At 62.9% G+C, this 19165-nt stretch carries 13 protein-coding genes; 2 read left to right on the top strand and 11 right to left on the bottom strand.

From position 1 onward, the window contains the following. Positions 1–2 precede the first annotated feature (2 nt). From C4K39_RS02575 to glnE, 11 genes are all read right to left on the bottom strand, one after another. A complete protein-coding gene (locus C4K39_RS02575) occupies positions 3–899 on the bottom strand; it encodes an antimicrobial resistance protein Mig-14 (RefSeq protein WP_068576516.1) in 897 nt (298 codons plus the stop codon). Continuing rightward, on the bottom strand, positions 899–2029 hold the full coding sequence (locus C4K39_RS02570; protein ID WP_124345596.1) for a glycosyltransferase: 1131 nt from the start codon (positions 2027–2029) through the stop codon (positions 899–901). Before C4K39_RS02570 ends, C4K39_RS02575 begins: the two co-directional genes overlap by 1 nt. Further along, positions 2013–3770 carry a carbamoyltransferase family protein gene (locus tag C4K39_RS02565; RefSeq protein ID WP_068576519.1) on the bottom strand — a complete coding sequence of 586 codons (1758 nt, stop codon included), beginning with the start codon at positions 3768–3770 and terminating at the stop codon, positions 2013–2015. Before C4K39_RS02565 ends, C4K39_RS02570 begins: the two co-directional genes overlap by 17 nt. Before the next feature lie 235 nt (positions 3771–4005). Next, positions 4006–5460: a lipopolysaccharide kinase InaA family protein gene (locus tag C4K39_RS02560; protein WP_068576521.1), complete on the bottom strand. Its 1455-nt coding sequence runs from the start codon at positions 5458–5460 to the stop codon at positions 4006–4008. Then, positions 5460–6212 carry a lipopolysaccharide kinase InaA family protein gene (locus tag C4K39_RS02555; RefSeq protein WP_124345595.1) on the bottom strand — a complete coding sequence of 251 codons (753 nt, stop codon included), beginning with the start codon at positions 6210–6212 and terminating at the stop codon, positions 5460–5462. Before C4K39_RS02555 ends, C4K39_RS02560 begins: the two co-directional genes overlap by 1 nt. Continuing rightward, positions 6209–6943, bottom strand: a complete 735-nt coding sequence (locus C4K39_RS02550) for a lipopolysaccharide kinase InaA family protein (protein ID WP_068576525.1) — start codon at positions 6941–6943, stop codon at positions 6209–6211. Before C4K39_RS02550 ends, C4K39_RS02555 begins: the two co-directional genes overlap by 4 nt. Continuing rightward, entirely contained in the window at positions 6943–7749 is an 807-nt protein-coding gene (gene rfaP / locus C4K39_RS02545) for a lipopolysaccharide core heptose(I) kinase RfaP (RefSeq protein ID WP_068576526.1), read from the bottom strand. Before rfaP ends, C4K39_RS02550 begins: the two co-directional genes overlap by 1 nt. Then, a complete protein-coding gene (locus C4K39_RS02540; protein WP_124345594.1) occupies positions 7746–8870 on the bottom strand; it encodes a glycosyltransferase family 4 protein in 1125 nt (374 codons plus the stop codon). Before C4K39_RS02540 ends, rfaP begins: the two co-directional genes overlap by 4 nt. Further along, the gene (gene waaC, locus C4K39_RS02535) at positions 8870–9931 is read right to left on the bottom strand and encodes a lipopolysaccharide heptosyltransferase I (RefSeq protein ID WP_124345593.1); all 1062 of its coding nucleotides are present in this window, start codon (positions 9929–9931) and stop codon (positions 8870–8872) included. The genes C4K39_RS02540 and waaC overlap by 1 nt, the downstream gene beginning before the upstream one ends. A gap of 1 nt (position 9932) precedes the next feature. Then, positions 9933–10967, bottom strand: coding sequence for a lipopolysaccharide heptosyltransferase II (waaF, locus tag C4K39_RS02530; protein ID WP_068576533.1), 1035 nt, complete (start codon positions 10965–10967; stop codon positions 9933–9935). A 131-nt stretch (positions 10968–11098) separates the two neighbouring features. Then, complete coding sequence (gene glnE / locus C4K39_RS02525; protein ID WP_124345592.1) at positions 11099–14038, bottom strand: bifunctional [glutamate--ammonia ligase]-adenylyl-L-tyrosine phosphorylase/[glutamate--ammonia-ligase] adenylyltransferase; 2940 nt, start codon at positions 14036–14038, stop codon at positions 11099–11101. A gap of 380 nt (positions 14039–14418) precedes the next feature. On the opposite strand from glnE, the gene aceE reads away from it, so the two are divergent. Together aceE and aceF are read left to right on the top strand one after the other, a co-directional pair. Continuing rightward, positions 14419–17064: a pyruvate dehydrogenase (acetyl-transferring), homodimeric type gene (gene aceE, locus C4K39_RS02520; protein ID WP_124345591.1), complete on the top strand. Its 2646-nt coding sequence runs from the start codon at positions 14419–14421 to the stop codon at positions 17062–17064. Positions 17065–17075: 11 nt separating this feature from the next. Beyond that, positions 17076–19073 (top strand): dihydrolipoyllysine-residue acetyltransferase, encoded by a 1998-nt coding sequence (aceF, locus tag C4K39_RS02515; protein WP_124345590.1) that lies wholly within the window; start codon positions 17076–17078, stop codon positions 19071–19073. Positions 19074–19165 lie beyond the last annotated feature (92 nt).

The following is a 19165-nucleotide window of genomic DNA, read 5'->3' as shown; positions in this document are numbered from 1 at the left end:
ACTCACACCTGGAAAACCGGCACAGGATTGCACCAACGGTCCTTGTACTCTCGGTCGGCACGACCGAAGGAAAAGCGCAGAGGCTTGTTCAAGGCTCGAGCCTGTTCCCAGGCGCTCTGGGTATTGAGGAAACTCAGCACACTGCCTGGGCTGAACTCGCGAGTCTCGGGGTCGACGCCACCGTTCACATACTCGACGCTGATCCACTCCGGCGCCTCGACCCGATAGATCAACTGCACGGCAATCGGCGCATCATTGAGGAAAATCACCGAGCCGATCAACAACTCGCGCAGACGCTCCAGCACCTCGGCCATGCGCTCGGCACCGGTGGCGGCAAACCCCCAGCGACGCTGGAACAGATCGCAGTAGATAGCCGCCAGTTCAGGGCTGGTGAACTCGCTCACCGGACGCACCACACCGCCCGCCTCTTCCAGCAAGCGCAGTTCACGACGCTGGTTGTAGCGGAACTTCTTCGACAGTTCTTCGGGGGTCCTGGCCATGGCGAGCTGCTCGGCCTGGGGTCGCTGGCCGCTGAAGCGTCCTTCGTTCAGGGCCGAGAGGTAGCGCCCGCGATGGCGCAGTGGAACTTGAGCATCTGCGGCGGCCGGCAGGATCAACTCGGCATTGCCGATGTCGAACAAGCCCTTCTTGCCCGCGCGCTTGAGCACATCCTTGGACAGCGCCAAGTCCCGACCCCAGGTGGCGATGGCCGCCTGCAACTGGCCAGCGCATTCGAAGGCCAGGTAGCGCACTGGAATCTGTGCCAGGTCGGCCAACTGCGCAACGACCAACGGATGGGTCGCCACGCTGCCACCGAAACGCTGCCAGGCATCGGCATAGGTCGACGCGTCGATGACGGACCAGCCACGCTCGCGCCAGCCTTGGAATCGATTGAGCATCAGCCCCTCGCGGTCAGTTCGGTGACTTGTGGCAAGCGCCAGAATACGTCGCGTACGGCCCGATCGGAGAAACGCTCGCGCAGGCGATCGGACATCAGCTCGGCGCAGACCCGGCGCTGATGTTCATCCATCGCCGCCAGGTGCTGCAGGCCCTGGGCCAGGTGCTCGACATCACCCAGAGGGAACAGGATGCCCACCCCCTCGACCACTTCCTTGGCGCCACCACAGGCAGTGGCCAGCAAGGGCACGCCGGCGGCCATGGCCTCCAGCAGGACCATGCCGAAAGGCTCGTGGTCGGAACTCAGGGCGAATACATCGAACGCCCGGAAATAGCGCCGGGCCTCAGGGACCTGGCCGAGGAACAGCACGCGGTCGGCGATTCCCAACTCCCGGGCCAGGGACTTGAGGTCCTTGTCCAGGCGGCCGGTACCCAGGATCGCCAACTGGCTGCCCTGGGGGAGCTGCGCCACTGCCGCGGCGAAACCACGCAACAAGGTGGCCTGGTCCTTGTCCGGATGCAGGCGCCCGACGTTGCCGACGATCCAGGCATCGGCGGGCAGGCCCAGCTCGGTACGGGCTTCGGCCCGGCTCAACTGGCTGGCCTGCAAGGCCTCCAGGTCGATCCGGTTGTACAGGGTCTGGATCCGCTGCGCCGGCCACTTGGGCAGGCAGGCACGCATATCGTCGCGCACCGCGTCGGAGACCCCGAGCAGGCTCAGGCGCTTGCCGAACAGCCCGGCGAACAGCTTGCGGCTGCCGCGCTTGTAGTCGCTGAACGCATGGTGGACGCCGATCACCGGCAGGCGCGTCCCCAGCAGGGCGATGTAGATCGGCTTGAAGCGATGGGCGATGCAGAAGCTGAAGTTGCGCGATGCGGCGATCTTGCGCAGGTCACGGATAGCGCCCAGCTTCAGGCCACGAATGGCCTTGGAACTGTACTCCATGAACAGCACTTCGTCGGACGCGCAACCCGCGGCGACCTCGGCATCGGCGACCCCGGTCAGAAAGACCGTGGTCACCCGATAGCCGCTGCCCGCGAACAGGTTGGCATATTGCCGCGCGCAGTCCAGGAACGGCCCGTCATAGCCGTGGCAGAACTGCAGCACATGGCGTTCAGCCGACCGTGTCATAAGGATCCACGCCGTCTTTGACCACCAGGATGTCTTCCATGATCAGGTACTGCAGGTCGGACCCGTAGAACATGTTCAGGGCGTCGGTTGGCGAGCAGATCATCGGTTCGCCACGGCGGTTCAGCGAGGTGTTCAGCGACACGCCGTTGCCGGTCAAGACCTCCAGGGCCTTCATCATGTCGTAGTAGCGCGGGTTGTATTCGCGCTTGAGCACCTGGGCCCGGGACGTGCCGTCCTCGTGGACCACTTCCGGCACCCGGGTCTTCCACTCTTCAGCCACTTCGAAGGTGAAGGTCATGAACGGAGCCGGATGGTCGACCTTGATCATCTGTGGTGCGACGGTGTCGAGCATCGACGGGCAGAAAGGCCTCCAGCGCTCACGGAACTTGATCTGCTCGTTGATGCGGTCGGCCACGCCCGAGGCGCTTGGGCAACCGATGATCGAGCGACCACCCAGGGCGCGCGGGCCGAACTCCATGCGGCCCTGGAACCAGGCCACCGGGTTGCCATCGACCATGATTTTGGCGATGCGCTCGGGGGTGTTGTCGATCTGGCGCCAGGCCGGCTTGTTCGGATGCCGGGCACAGGCGGCGATCACGTCCTCGTTGGAGTACGACGGACCAAGGTAGACGTGCTCCATCTTCTCCACCGGTACGCCACGGGCGTGGGAGACGTAGGCCGCGGCACCGACGGCGGTACCGGCATCGCCGGAGGCCGGCTGGACGAACAGCTCCTTCACATCCGGACGGGCGATGATCTTCTGGTTCAGCTTGACGTTGAGCGCACAGCCGCCGGCGAAGGCCAGCTTGCCGGTTTCCTTCAGCGTGTCGCCCAGATAATGGTCGATCATCTGCAGGGCCAGCTTCTCGAACAGCGCCTGCATGCTGGCGGCGTAGTGGATGTACGGCTCGTCGGCGATGTCGCCTTCACGCTTGGGACCCAGCCACTCGATCAACTTAGGCGAGAAGTAGAAACCCTTGCCCTTCTCTTTATAGCGGCGCAGGCCAATGACGTTGGCGTAGTCGGTGTTGATCACCAGCTCGCCGTTTTCAAAGCTGGCCAGGCGCGAGAAGTCGTATTTGCTGGCATCGCCGTAAGGCGCCATGCCCATGACCTTGAACTCGCCATCGAGCATCTCGAAACCGAGGAACTCGGTGATCGCGCCATACAGGCCGCCCAGGGAGTCCGGGTCGTAGAACTCCTTGAGCTTGTGGATCTTGCCGTTCTCGCCATAGCCGAAGAAGGTGGTGGCGTACTCGCCCTTGCCGTCGATCCCGAGGATCGCGGTCTTCTCCTTGAAGCCGGAACAGTGGTAGGCGCTGGAAGCGTGGGCCAGGTGGTGCTCGACCGGCTCGATCTTGATCTTCTTCGGATCGAAGCCCAGCTGCTCCAGGCACCAGACGATCTTCTTGCGATAGCGCTTGTAGCGGCGGTTGCCCATCAGGATCGCGTCCAGGGCACGATCCGGGGCATACCAGTAGCGCTTGGCGTAGTGCCAGCGCGCCTTGCCGAACAAGCTGATCGGGGCGAAAGGAATCGCCACCACATCAACGTCGGAAGGCTTGATCCCGGCCTGTTCCAGGCAGAACTTCGCCGACTCGTAGGGCATGCGGTTCTTTGCATGCTTGTCGCGCACGAAACGCTCTTCTTCAGCGGCGGCAATCAGCTTGCCGTCGATATACAGGGCTGCTGAAGGATCATGGCTAAGGGCGCCGGACAGGCCAAGAATCGTCAATGCCACAGGGGTCTAGCCTCGTTTAGTCTGCATGCGGGCGCAAAGCGCCTTGAAAATAAAGTGTGCTCGCAAAGCGCGAGAAACAACGAAAGGGCGGGATTATAGCGTAAAAGCAGGGGCAAGCCTCTAGCGGCAAGCCACAAGCCAGACGACGTCGCGGCGCGCCCGTCCCATCGCCGCCACGCCCCTGGGAGATCCTCCAGGGCTCATCGCGGCGATGGCAGCGACCACAGGTCGCAGGTCAGGCCGCAGACGCGTCGGGAGCCTTGGGCAAGCGCTGATCAATCACTTGATACAACTTGCTGCTTTCAGGCCAGTTGCGCATGAAACGCGCGCGATCACGGGCATAAGCCGCAGCGAAGCTCCCTGGACTGGAATGCTGGCACATGGAGTCCAGGTCGATCAGGGCCCAACGATCCTCCTGCCAGAACAGGTTGTGCCCCTTGAGGTCGCCATGGCTGATGCGCTCTCGAATCAACTCGGCAAAAAGCCGGTCCAGGGCCTGCAACTCCTGCTCCGGGGGCGCACCGCTATCGACGAAAGGCGCGAAGCGCTCGATGACGTCCGGCCCCGCCAGGTACTCGGTCACCAGGTAGGCTCGCCGGCGCAACCAGAGGAAGCGTTGTTCCAGTACTGCCAAGGGCTTGGGGGTGGCGATCCCGAGGAATGCCAGGCGATTGCCCTCGCGCCAGGAATGCCAGGCCCGGCTCGGGCGCCAGAAACGCTTGAGCCAATGGGCGAAACCCTTGATGTTGTAGCGCTTGAGCACCAGCGTGCGCCCTGCAGACTCGATCCGGCCGACACTGGCCGCGCCGCCGGTCTTGTACAGGTGCCCCTGGTCCAGCAAGGTGTCGGCCTGCGCCAGCACTGGCAACATCGCCGCTTCCTCCTCACGGCGAATCGCCCTCAGGGCAAAAGGCCCGCGCTGCACGCAGAACAGCGTGCACTCACGACCGACCTTGGCCAGGAAATCCCGCAGGCGCCAGGCACGAACCTTGTCCACCTGCTTTTGCAGGGCCTCCAAGGGCAAGGCGTGCTCGGCGTTGCTCAGCAGGTAATGCACCAGCAGCTCTTCGGTGAATGGCTCCAGGCTCTTGGGCAACTGGGCGAAGAACACCCCGAGATTCTCCAGGACCTTCTGGCGAGACAAGGGCTTGCCTGCTTCCTCGACACAAATTCCCGCGCCATCGATCAAATGCAACTGGCCACCGTGGCGCAACAGGTTGTCCAGGTGCAGGTCTTCCTGCCACAACCCCTTGGCGTGCAACTGGCCGATCGAGCTCAGGGCTTCGGCCAGGACCGCGACCTGCTCATCGGCCAACACCGGCAATGCCTGCACCTGGTTCCAAGCGTCGCCCAGGCTCTGCGCGCCCTCCAGGAATTCGAAGAGCAGCCAACCACCCTCACCCTCCTGCAGACCATCGGCCAACAGTAGCGGCGTGGTCAGCCCCTGCTCTGCCAACAGGCGCACACCCTGCAATTCCCGCTGGAAATGCCTTGCGGCCTTGGGCCCCACCAACAACTTGGCCAGCACCGTACGCCCGCGCCATACGCCAGCGCCGACATAACGCTGCCCTGGCAGCACCCGCAGCAGGCTCAACAGCTGCAACTGTGCCGGGCCAGCGGCATCCGCCAGCTCCAGGCTCAGGGGCAGGGTCGGGTTGCGCCCGGCATTCTTCAGCTCGGACAAACGCATCAGCGAGATTCCTTGTGGCTGCTACGGGCACTGAGACGGGCGACCCAGGCATCCAACAGCGAGCTGTCCAAGGGTTGGTCCAGGTAGGTCGCCAACAGGCAGCGCACATCCTCGACACCCCACACCGAAGCTCGGCGCAACAGCGGCTCGAGATCCTTGACCCGGTCGCGCTGGCCGAACAGCAATGGCCGGGTTTTCTCCAGGTCGATCAGTTGCGCCTGGTAACCCGCCCCTTCCGGACGCAGGAAAATATGCTTGGGATAAAAGCAGCCGTGCACCTGGCGCAGGCCGTGCAGTTGGCGAGCCAAATGCCCACAGGCCTTGAGCACCGCCTGGCGCTGGAGCTCCGGCATCTGGGCCCATTGCGCCAACAACGCATCCAGGTCATCCCAGCCATCCAGGGCCCGGGTCATGAGGATCGCCCGGGACTCGCCATTGACCTTGCGCATCCCGAAAAACACCGCCTGCAGGGCTGGAATTCCCAACTGCTGATAACGGCGGATATTGCGAAACTCACGCGAGAAGCTCGGCTCGCCAAAAGGATGGCGCAAGGTGTGGGTCAGGTAATTGGTCTGGCGCTTGAGATAGAACCCTCGCCCTTCCACATCCAACCGATAGACGCTGCTATGGCCGCCACGTCCGGTATTGGGTTCGTCCACCGCATCCAGTTGCCTGGCCCACAGCTGATCGAAAGTGCCGAGCCCGTTGCGCTCCAGCAGCGCACGTTCCTCGGACGCCAGGAAATCAGTCATTCACGCCCCTCAAAAAATCTCACCACATGGCGAATACGCTCTTTGTCCGAAGCCGTCAGGCGATCACGTTGACGATACTGCATATAGAAACGTAGGCGCTGGGTAGCCGAAAGGTGATATTTGCCCACCTTGTCCAGGCAGGCCAGATCCTTGGTGATGCGGTACTTGAGCCAGAATCCCCGCCAGAAATCACCGTTCGGACAGTCGATCAGGTACAACCGGTCCTGGTCATCGACCAGCAGGTTGCGCCACTTCAAATCGTTATGGGTAAAGCGATGCTGGTGCATGGTACGGGTGTAGGTCGCCAACTGGCGACTGATGCCATCGACCCAGCGTCGGTCCTTGAGTCGCGGATCGCTACGATCGGCCAGCACCGACAAGTCTTCGGTCCGTGGCAGTTCGCGGGTAATCATCGCCCCCCGGGAATAGGCCAGGCAGCGACGCTCCAGCCCCCAGGCCACCACGTCGGCGGTGGGAATACCCCACTTGGCGAAACGCTTGAGGTTCTGCCACTCGAACTTGACCCGCGGCTTGCCCAGGTAGCGCCGCAGATTCTTGCCCGCTCCGGTATAGCGCTTGACGTAATAGTTGACCCCGTCACGCTCGACACGCACGACATCGGACAGCGGATCGCGGGTCAGGTGTTCGCCCTTGAGGGCAAACACCGCATCCAGGCTGCCGAAATCTTGTGCCAGGGCCTGGTAGGCCGGGTCCAGGTTCCAACTAGCCATCAGAGCGCATCTCCGTACCGTTGCTTGCGTGCGTAGAGCTTTTCCGCCTTGCCCTCGAGCCAGGACAGCAGCGCCGCTTCCTCGGCCAGGATCTGGCGCAGTGGCCGCTGGAAGTAGCCCTTGAGAAAACGCAATTTGTCGCGGCGGGTCAGGCCGATATCCAGGGCCGAAAAATACAGGGCCGCCAGGTCCTTGTTACGCCAGCGCTGGGTGATCTTCGAGCGGGTCTGCGCACGATGCAGGTCGATGACCGAGAGCTTCAGCTCGCCAGGACGAATCGGCCGGTCGGTATGCAAAAGGAAGTGGCAGATGTAGCAGTCGCGATGATTGACCCCCGCACGATGCATGGTGCCGGTCATGCGCGCCACTTCGGCGATGAGCGCTCGCTTGAGCGCCGGCTCTGGCGGCTGCTTGATCCAGTCGATGCTGAAATCTTCAAGGCTGACAGTGGGCGCCAGCTCCTCGGTGACGATGAAGGAGTGCTGGTCCGCCGGGTTGGCACCACGCTCACCATAGGCCACGGCCGTCATGGTCGGCACACCGACCTGATGCAGGCGCTCCAGGGCCTGCCACTCCTGGCCGGCCCCCAGCACTGGCAGCTTGGCAGTGACCAGGTTCTTGAGGATTTCGCCCCATCCGATCCCTCGATGGATCTTCACGAAATAACCGCGACCCTCGACTTCCGTACGCAGGGTACGACGCGCTTCCAGCTCACGGTAAACCTGGCCCTTGAGCTCCTCGACGGCGGCGAACGCATCGCGTCCGGCCCAGAGGCTCTTGAAGGGTTCGGCAAGCATCAACTTCATCGGTCTTGCTCCGCCAGAATCACATCCGCAGCGTGCTGCGGCATGCTGTAGAGGTCGGCCGTCTCGGCAAACGCCAGGCCATTTCGGCTCCAGGTCGCACGAGCGGCATCGTCGCTGAGCATGGTGGTGAGGTATTGATTGAGCTGCCCTTGCTCCAACGGCTCATCCAGCACCAGGCCACTCTCGGCCTCGGCAATGTAATGGGCATAACCGCAGACCGCGCTGACCAGCACCGGCAAGCCAGCCACCAGGGCCTCCAGCAACACGGTACCCGTGTTTTCGTTGTAGGCCGGATGGATCAGCAAATCGGCGCCCAGCAGGAAACGCGGGATATCGCTGCGCCCCTTCATGAACTGCACGTGTTCGCTCAAGCCCAGGGCAGCGCTCTGCACTTGGAATACCTTGGGGTCATCCTGGCCAATTACAAACAGCCGGGTGCGTTTCTTCAGCGCCGCAGGCAAGGCCGCCAGGGCCTTGAGGCTGCGATCCACGCCCTTGGTTTTGAACCCGGAGCCGATCTGCACCAGCAACAGGTCATCGTCCTTGAGGGCGAACTCACGCCGAAAATCAGCCCGGATCTCGGCCGCATTGGCGGGGGCTCGACGGTCCTGGGCAATCCCCGGCGGCAACAGGTGGAAGCGCGACAGCGGTGTGTCGTAGTGCTTGATGAACAAGGGTTGCTGGACCTCGGAGATCATCAATATCTCGGTCTTGGCATCCTTGGCGAACACGGCCCGCTCGTACTCGGCAAAATGCCGGTAGCGCCCCCAGCGACGGTACAGGGAGTGCCGCAGGTTCTGCGCCTTGTCCTCGAAACAGCCGTCGGCGGCATAGTAGACATCCAGGCCCGGCATCTTGTTGAAGCCGATCAGCCGGTCCACCGGACGCTTGGCCAGGTCGGCCTCCATCCAGGCACTGAGTTTTTCATTGCGGTGATGATTGAACAGCGCCTTGACCGGCGCCACCAGCACCTCGAAGCCAGGCGGGACATCACCTTCCCAGATCAGGGTGTAGACGCGAATCCCATGGCCGCGACGCTGGCACTCCAGGGCAATGCGCATGAAATCGCGCTGCAGGCCGCCGAAGGGGAAATATTTATACAGGACAAAAGCCAATTGCATCAGCGTGGCTCCTCAGCCAATAACAAGGTGCTCAGTCGGCTGGCGACACGCTCGGGATTCAGGCGCGTGAAGCACAGGGGCAACTCACGCGTAAGGTCATAACGCTGCCGGTCTACGGCAGTGGGCTGGTAGGTACATTGCTTTTGCAGGCAGGGCGCACAGGGGAAATCACTGCCCATGTGGATCTGCACTCGGCCATAGGCGCCGGTCAATCCCGGGTTGGTAGGGCCGAACAGGGAAATCGTGGGCACATCCAGTGCAGCGGCCAGGTGCCCCAATCCGGTATCCACGGCGACACAGGCCTGGGCATCGGCCAACACCTTGGCGACGCCAGCCAGGTTCAGCTTGGGCAAGACCGTGGCACTCTTGAGGCCACTGGCGATGCGTTCGGCACGGGCCTTCTCGGCTGCGTTGCCCCAGGGCAACCGGACCTCGACCCCAAGCATCCCCATGCGCTCGGCCAGCTCGCGCCAGTAGGCCTCGGGCCAGTGCTTGGTGTCCCAGGTGGTGCCGTGCAGGAACAACACGAATGGCTTCTTGCGTGGCAACTCCACCAGCTTCTCGACGTTCAGGCCGTAATCACCCAGGCCCTGGGGCAGGTCATAGCCCAGGGCCAAGGCGAACAACTGGCGCACCCGCTCTACCGCATGCTGCCCACGGGCCACAGCCAAACGCCGGGAGTAGAAACGCGAAGCCAGGGGCTCACGGGCCGAGTTCTTGTCCAGCCCCGCTACCGGAGCACGGACATAGCGGGTCAACCAGGCGCTCTTGAGCAGGCCCTGGGCATCGATCACCAGGTCGTACTTGGTGGAGCGCACGCTCTGCTTGAAGCGCCGCCACTCGCCGCTCTTGATGGTTTGCCAGATATTCTTGCGCCAGCGGCGGATCGCCACTGGAATCACCTTGCCCACTGCCGGATGCCAGGAGGGAATCTCGGCGAACCCCTCCTCCACGACCCAGTCGAACTTGATTCCGGGGATCGCTCGCATGGCATCGGTGAGTGCCGGCAAGGCATGGATCACATCACCCAGCGAAGAGGTCTTGATCAGCAGTACCCGCAACTTATTGGACCTCGACCGCAGAGCCCTGCAAACGCTGCAAGGCTTCGTTCACCGGCTGCGGCAACAATTGGCGCAGGCAGTTGTAATGGCCAAAACGACAGGTGCGATCGAAACATGGGCTGCATTCGATACCCAGCCGCACCACTTCGACCTGATCGGCCAAAGGTGGGGTGAAACCCGGCGAGGTGGAGCCGTACACCGCCACCAGCGGGCGGTTGAGCGCAGCAGCGACATGCATCAGCCCCGAGTCGTTGGACACCACCGAATCGGCGCAGGACAACAGGTCGATGGCCTCGGCCAGGGAGGTTTCACCACTGAGATTGACCGACTCCTCACGCAACCCGGGAATCAGCCGGCCACGGATATCCTCGCCCACGGCATGATCGTTCTTCGAACCGAACAACCAGACCTGCCAACCCTCACGGATCTTGGTCTCGGCCACCTGCGCGTAATGCTCGGAGGGCCAGCGCTTGGCCTCACCGAACTCGGCCCCTGGGCACAGCGCCAATACCGGGCGATCCAGGGCCAGCCCGAACTTGGCCAGGGCCGCATCACGACTGTGCATCTCGATCTGCAGGCTCGGCCGTGGATAAGGCTGCGGCAGCTCGGCGCCCGGCTCATAGGCCAGGGCCATGAACCGCTCGATCATCAGCGGATAGCGTTCCTTGTCGAGCTTGCGCACGTCATTGAGCAAGCCATAGCGGAATTCGCCACGCCAGCCGGTGCGCTTGGGAATGCCGGCGAAGAACGGCACCAGGGCCGACTTCAGCGAATTGGGCAGCAGGATGGCCTGATCGTACTGGCCGGCCAGGGACTTGCCGATGCCGCGCCGGGTCGCCAACTCCAGTGCGCCATGGCCCAGGGGGAAGCTCAAGGCCCGACGCACCTGGGGCATACGCTCGAGAATCGGCCGGCTCCATTCGGGGGCCAGCACGTCGATCTCGCATTGAGGATGACGTTGTTTCAGGCACTGGAAAAGTGTCTGCGCCATCACCATGTCACCGACCCAACTGGGCCCAACGATCAGAATATTCATGTGGTTTCCATAAACGAGCAGGGGAGGCATTCGCCTCCCCGCCTCGAGAATCCAGCACCGCGGGTTCACCGCCGGTTTAATTTAGGCAAGCCCGCAGGCTTGCCAATACATGGACAACCTTCTCAGGCTGTCTAGCTTAGCCCCAGCTCGTGCCAAATCCGCAACACTTCCCGCCTTTGGGTCACGAACTGATCACCGGTAATGATCCCGGCCTCATTCTGCAACGCCTGCCGATGAGCTGCGGAACGATAGGCCTTATAGACCTCGCGTAGCAGGCTGGCATCGCTGGTCGGCATCAAGCCGACGTGCTCCAGGCCTTCCAAAATGCGGATGTTATCGGTAAACCGTACGAGTGACGGGTGCTCTTCGGACCACGCCAGGGCCGCGTATTGCACCATAAATTCGATATCGACGATACCTCCGGCGTCCTGCTTGAGGTCGAACGGCGCACTGGCCTCGAAGGCATTCGCCGCGGTACCGGCAGCGGTCAGGCGAGTGCCCAGGTTGTCGCGCATCTTGGCCCGCATCTCGCTGACTTCCTGGCGCAGCTTATCCAGGTCACGATGCTTGCCCAGCACGGCGGCCCGTACCTTCTCGAACGCCTGGCCGACATCCTGGCTTCCCACCAGCACCCGCGCCCGCACCAGTGCCTGATGCTCCCAGGTCCAGGCTTCTTGCTCCTGATAGCGGGCGAATGCCCCCAGGGAGCTGACCAGCAGGCCCGAAGCCCCTGAAGGACGCAGGCGCATGTCCACTTCATAGAGCTGCCCCGAGTTGGTCTGGGTTGTCAGCAGATGGATGATGCGCTGCCCCAACCGGGTGAAAAACTGCGCCCCGTCTATAGGCTTGGGCCCATCGGTCTCCGCCTGAGGGTCGCCATCATGGATGAAGACCAGGTCCAGGTCGGAGCCATGGCCAAGCTCGATGCCGCCGACCTTGCCGTAGCCGACGATGATGAACCCCGGATCGCAGAGGCTGCCATCGGTGCGCAGCGGCGTGCCATGGCGCGCCACAGTCTGGCGCCAGGCCAGGGCCAGCACCTGTTCGAGAATGGCTTCGGCGAGCCAGGTCAGGTAGTCGCTGACCTTCATCAAAGGCAAGCTGCCGGTAATTTCCGAAGCTGCCACCCGCAAGCGGTGGGCCAGTTTGAAGTGACGCAGGGCCTCCATCTGCTGCTCCAGGTCGTCCTCGGGAATCCGCGTCAGGCGCTCGCGCAACTCCGCCGCCAGCTCCGGCGCCAGGGGCGGCTTGAACAAACGGCCCTCATTGAGCAGCTCATCCAGCAACAGCGGGAAACGGGCGATCTGCTCGGCGATCCAGGGACTTGCCGCGCACAAGGTCAACAGTCGGCGCAAGGCGCCTGGGTTCTCGGTCAGCAGTACCAGGTACGCCGAACGCCGCGCCACCGCCTCCACCAAGGGCAGCACCCGCTCCAGCACCAGATCCGGACTGGCGTGTTCAACCGCCTGGGCCAACAAACGCGGAATGAAGGCATCCAGGCGCTCGCGCCCCAAACGTTGCATGGCCCGCAGCTGTGGGCTACTGCGCAGGCCAGCGAGCGCCTTCAGGGCCCTGGGCGCATCGTTGAAGCCACCGTCCTGCAGCTGGCGGCAGGCGGCCTCTTCATCCTGGGCCTCTTCCCAGAGCGGCAGCCACTCGCCACCCACCACCACTTCGCTCTGCGCACCGTCATCTTCGTCAGGATCGGCGATCACCTGGCGGAAGTGCCACTCCACCCGGGCTCGCCAGTGCATCAGCCGTTCATGGAATGCCTCCCAATCGGCAAAGCCCAGCATGAAGGCGATTCGCGCCTGGTCCTGCGGGTTGTCCGGCAGCATCTGGGTCTGGCGGTCGGCGATGGCCTGGATCGCATGCTCGGTATAACGCAGGAACTCGTACCCCTCGCGCAACTCCCCAACCACCGCGGCCGGCAGATAACCTTGCCCCTCCAGGGTGCCCAGTACCTTTAATAAAGGACGCTGCTGCAGGCTCAGGTCACGACCGCCATGGATCAGCTGGAATGCCTGGGCGATGAACTCGACTTCGCGGATACCGCCCGAACCCAGCTTGATGTTGTCGACCATGCCCTTGCGCCGCACCTCCTGCTGGATCAGCTGCTTCATGGTGCGCAACGCCTCGATGGCGGAGAAGTCCAGGTAGCGCCGATAGACGAAGGGCCGCAGCATATCCAGCAATTGCGCACCGGCGGCCTGGTCCCCCGCCACCACTCGGGCCTTGATCATCGCGTAGCGCTCCCAGTCACGCCCCTGGTCCTGGTAGTACTGCTCCAGGGCATTGAAACTCAGGACCAGGGCACCGGAAGAACCATAGGGGCGCAGGCGCATGTCGACGCGGAACACGAAACCGTCGACGGTAATCGGGTCCAGGGCCTTGATCAGGCGCTGCCCCAGGCGGGTGAAGAACTCTTGATTGTCCAGGGCGCGCTTGGCACCCACGGTTTCGCCCCCCTCCGGATAAGCGAAGATCAGGTCGATGTCCGAAGACAGGTTGAGCTCCACCGCTCCCAGCTTGCCCATGCCAAGGATCACCATCTGCTGCGGTTCGCCGCTGCGCCCGCCCATGGGCACGCCGAACTGCTGGCTATGGCGCAGGTATAGCCAGGCGTAAGCCTGGTCGATACAGGCATCGGCCAGGCCGGAAAGATCGCGACAGGTCTGCACCAGGTCTGCGCGGCGGGTCAGGTCGCGCCAGATGATCCGTACCTGGTGCCGGGTACGCTGGCGTCGCAGCACTCGCCCCAGTTGGTCCTCGGTCTCGGCCGTTTGCACCGCAGTGGCGATCTGGGCACACAGCTCGCCCGGAGCGAAAGCACGATCCAGCTCGCCAGACTCCACCAGTTCCAGCAACATCAAAGGGTCACGCAAGCTCTGTTCAATGACGAAGTCGCTGGCCGCACTGACCCTGGCGAATTCCGCCCAACGCTCATCGTTCCAGCCCGCCAGGCCAGGACCTGCGTCCAGGGCCGCCACCGCGCTGCGCAGGGACTGCTCCGCACGGCTGGCCAGTGGCTGGAGAATCGCGGGGACTTGAACAAGCGCAGGCAGACTCATGGGCTATCCTTGATGGGCGTGAAAATGCAGGCTGAAGGAAATATGAAGGGCGGGCAGCAGGCGGAGTGTCGAACAAAGGTTAGAAATAGCTGAAAATAGCCATTCTTTGGCACCAAGAATCAAATATCCGCTAATTCCTGTCGACAAAAGACCAAGAGTAACGATTTTTCTCACAACGCAGCAGGAGGCCACAAGCCATTCCTCTGTAGTTTTACTACTCGTCTATACATTCGAAAGGCTGAAACGGCCGATGATTTGTAGTAAAACTACACATCGCTGGAGCAACCTCCGGCAATCCAAGAATTCATAACGTCTGCCCACAAGGCCAGTCGCAAACTCAGGCAACCGATTCTGGAAGCCTTTCCGCCCTGGAGCAAGCCATGCAAGACCTCGATCCCGTCGAAACCCAGGAATGGCTGGACGCCCTGGAATCGGTTCTCGACAAAGAAGGCGAAGACCGCGCTCACTATCTGATGACCCGCATGGGCGAACTCGCGACCCGCAGCGGCTCGCAACTGCCCTACGCCATCACCACGCCATACCGCAATACCATCCCGGTAACCCACGAAGCACGCATGCCTGGCGACCTGTTCATGGAACGCCGCATTCGCTCGCTGGTGCGCTGGAACGCGATGGCCATGGTGATGCGCACCAACCTGAAAGATTCGGACCTGGGCGGCCACATTTCTTCCTTCGCCTCCAGCGCCACGCTGTATGACATCGGCTTCAACTACTTCTTCCAGGCTCCGACCGACGAGCACGGCGGCGACCTGATCTACTTCCAGGGCCACACCTCCCCTGGCGTCTACGCGCGCGCCTTCATGGAAGGCCGTATCAGCGAAGAACAGATGAACAACTTCCGCCAGGAAGTGGATGGCAACGGCCTGTCGTCCTATCCACACCCATGGCTGATGCCTGACTTCTGGCAGTTCCCGACCGTATCCATGGGCCTGGGCCCGATACAGGCGATCTACCAGGCACGCTTCATGAAGTACCTGGAAGCTCGCGGCTTCATCCCGGCCGGCAAGCAGAAAGTCTGGTGCTTCCTGGGCGACGGCGAGTGCGACGAGCCAGAAGCCCTGGGCGCCATCTCCCTGGCTGGCCGCGAGAAGCTGGACAACCTGATCTTCGTCATCAACTGCAACCTGCAGCGCCTCGACGGCCCGGTTCGCGGCAACGGCAAGATCATCCAGGAACTCGAAGGCGTGTTCCGTGGTGCCCAGTGGAACGTCACCAAGGTCATCTGGGGCCGCCTCTGGGACCCACTGCTGGCCAAGGACGTCGACGGCATCCTGCAGCGTCGCATGGACGAAGTCATCGACGGCGAGTACCAGAACTACAAGGCCAAGGACGGTGCATTCGTCCGCGAGCACTTCTTCAACACCCCTGAACTCAAGGCGATGGTTGCCGATCTGTCCGACGACGAGATCTGGAAACTCAACCGCGGTGGCCATGACCCGTACAAGGTCTATGCGGCCTACCACCAGGCGGTCAACCACAAAGAGCAGCCGACCGTCATCCTGGCCAAGACCATCAAGGGTTATGGCACCGGTGCCGGCGAAGCCAAGAACACCGCGCACAACACCAAGAAGGTCGACGTCGACAGCCTGAAGCTGTTCCGCGACCGCTTCGACATTCCGGTCAAGGACGAGGACCTCGAGAACCTGCCGTTCTTCAAGCCGGAAGACGGCAGCGCCGAAGCCCGCTACTTGAGCGAGCGTCGCACCGCACTGGGTGGTTTCGTGCCACAGCGCCGCGCCATGAGCTTCAGCGTGCCGACGCCACCACTGGATACCCTCAAGGCAATCCTCGATGGTTCCGGCGATCGTGAAATCTCCACCACCATGGCCTTCGTGCGCATCCTCGCGCAACTGGTCAAGGACAAGGAAATCGGCCCGCGCATCGTGCCGATCATCCCGGACGAAGCCCGTACCTTCGGTATGGAAGGCATGTTCCGCCAACTGGGCATCTACTCCTCGGTCGGCCAGCTCTACGAGCCAGTCGATAAAGACCAGGTGATGTTCTACAAGGAAGACAAGAAGGGCCAGATCCTCGAGGAAGGCATCAACGAAGCGGGCGCCATGAGCTCCTTCATCGCTGCCGGTACTTCGTACTCCAGCCACAACCAGCCGATGCTGCCGTTCTACATCTTCTACTCGATGTTCGGCTTCCAGCGGATCGGCGACCTGGCCTGGGCCGCTGGCGACAGCCGTACCCGTGGTTTCCTGATCGGCGGTACCGCCGGCCGTACCACCCTGAACGGTGAAGGCCTGCAGCACGAAGACGGTCACAGCCACATGCTGGCCGGCACCATCCCGAACTGCCGCACCTACGATCCGACCTACGGCTACGAGCTGGCGGTGATCATCCAGGACGGCATGAAGAAGATGACCGAAGAGCAACAGGACGTCTTCTACTACATCACCGTGATGAACGAGTCGTACCAGCAGCCGGCCATGCCGGAAGGCGTCGAGGACGGCATCATCAAGGGCATGTACCTGCTCGAGGACGACAACCGCGATGCCGCGCACCATGTACAGCTGATGGGCTCCGGCACCATCCTGCGCGAAGTCCGCGAAGCGGCGAAGATCCTGCGCGAGGAGTTCAACGTTGCCGCCGATGTATGGAGCGTGACCAGCTTCAACGAACTGCGTCGCGACGGCCTGGCCGTTGAGCGCAGCAACCGCCTGCACCCAGGCCAGAAGCCGAAGCAGAGCTATGTCGAAGAGTGCCTGGCCGGTCGCAAAGGCCCGGTCATTGCCTCTACCGACTACATGAAGCTGTTCGCCGAACAGATCCGTCAGTGGGTTCCATCCAAAGAGTTCAAGGTCCTGGGTACCGACGGTTTCGGTCGCAGCGACAGCCGCAAGAAACTGCGTCACTTCTTCGAAGTCGACCGTCACTTCGTAGTGCTGGCAGCCCTGGAAGCCTTGGCCGACCGCGGCGAGATCGAACCTAAGGTGGTGGCTGACGCCATCGTCAAGTTCGGTATCGATCCGGACAAGCGCAACCCACTGGACTGCTGAGGAGACTTTTTGTGAGCGAACTCATTCGCGTACCTGACATCGGCAGCGGTGAAGGTGAAGTAATTGAACTGTTTGTGAAAGTCGGCGACCGCATAGAAGCCGACCAGAGCATCCTGACCCTGGAATCGGACAAGGCCAGCATGGAAGTGCCGGCCCCGAAAGCCGGTGTCATCAAAAGCCTGAAAGTGAAGCTGGGCGATCGCTTGAAAGAAGGCGACGAACTGCTGGAGCTGGAAGTCGAGGGCGCCGCAGCTGCGGCCCCGGCACCCGCTCCTGCGGCTGCAGCCAAGGCCGAACCGGCTCCGGCGCCAGCCCCTGCTGCCCCTGCTGCCCCTGCTGCCCCTGCTGCCCCTGCTGCCCCTGCGGCAAGTGCTGCGCCTGCCGCAGCCGCGTTGCAGCAAGTGCACGTGCCGGACATCGGCTCGTCCGGCAAGGCCCAGATCATCGAGATCCAGGTCCAGGTCGGCGATAGCGTCGAAGCCGATCAGTCGCTGATCACCCTGGAATCCGACAAGGCCAGCATGGAAATCCCATCGCCTGCCGCTGGCGTGGTCAAGGCCATCAGCGTCAAGCTCAACGACGAAGTCGGTACCGGCGACCTGATCCTGGACCTGGAAGTAGCCGGTGCAGCAGCCCCTGCCGCCGCGGCTCCAGCCCAAGCCCCTGCAGCGGCTCCAGCCGCTGCGCCGGCCCCGGCTGCCGCTCCAGCAGCCCCGGTGGCCGACAGCGTCCAGGACATCCACGTTCCGGACATCGGCTCGGCCGGCAAGGCCAAGATCATCGAAGTGATGGTCAAGGCTGGCGACAGCGTCGAAGCCGACCAGTCGCTGATTACCCTGGAATCCGACAAGGCGAGCATGGAGATCCCGTCTCCGGCCGCTGGCGTGGTGGAAAGCGTTTCCATCAAGCTGGATGACGAAGTCGGTACCGGCGACCTGATCCTCAAGCTGAAAGTCAAAGGCGCTGCGCCTGCGGCCGCTCCAGCCCCGGCTGCCGCTCCGGCCCAAGCCGCTGCGGCTCCTGCTGCTGCCGCTCCTGCCGCGGCCGCCCCAGTGGCTGCTCCGGCTGTCGCTCCGGCCAAGCCTGGCGCCAAGGTTCACGCCGGCCCGGCTGTGCGCCAACTGGCCCGCGAGTTCGGCGTCGAACTGAGCGCCGTGAGCCCAAGCGGCCCGCACGGTCGCATCCTGAAGGAAGACGTGCAGGTGTACGTCAAGGCGATGATGCAGAAGGCCAAGGAGGCTCCGGCCGCTGCGGCTGGCGCCACCGGCGGCGCAGGCATCCCGCCAGTCCCTGCTGTGGACTTCAGCAAGTTCGGTGAAATCGAAGAAGTGGCCATGACCCGCTTGATGCAGGTCGGCGCCGCCAACCTGCACCGTAGCTGGCTGAACGTGCCACACGTGACCCAGTTCGACTCGGCGGACATCACCGAGCTGGAATCCTTCCGCGTTGCCCAGAAGGCCGTGGCCGAGAAGGCCGGCGTCAAGCTGACCATCCTGCCGCTACTGCTCAAGTCCTGCGCGCACCTGCTCAAGGAGCTGCCGGACTTCAACAGTTCCCTGGCCCCAAGCGGCAAGGCGATCATCCGCAAGAAGTACGTGCACATCGGCTTCGCCGTGGACACTCCGGACGGCCTGCTGGTCCCAGTGATCAAGAACGTCGACCAGAAGAGCTTGCTGCAACTGGCCGCCGAGGCCGCTTCCCTGGCGGAAAAAGCCCGGACCAAGAAGCTCTCTGCGGACGAGATGCAAGGCGCCTGCTTCACCATCTCCAGCCTCGGCCACATTGGCGGCACCGGCTTCACGCCGATCGTCAATGCACCGGAAGTGGCGATTCTCGGCGTTTCCAAGGCAGCGATCCAACCGGTCTGGGACGGCAAGGCCTTCCAACCGAAGCTGATGCTGCCACTGTCGCTGTCCTACGATCACCGCGTGATCAACGGCGCAGCCGCCGCGCGCTTCACCAAGCGCCTGGGCGACCTGCTGGCAGACATCCGCACCATCCTGCTGTAACCAGCGAGCCGGCCCTTCTGCCAAGCAGGGCCGGCGACGCACCCCTTTCGAGCGCCACGCTCGTACCTCAACCCCGCCAGTTTGGCGGGGCT

This window comes from Pseudomonas sessilinigenes, assembly GCF_003850565.1.
GTDB lineage: Bacteria > Pseudomonadota > Gammaproteobacteria > Pseudomonadales > Pseudomonadaceae > Aquipseudomonas > Aquipseudomonas sessilinigenes.
The sequence above is the reverse complement of the archived record's forward strand: the minus strand, read 5'-3'. Positions and strand labels throughout refer to the sequence as shown.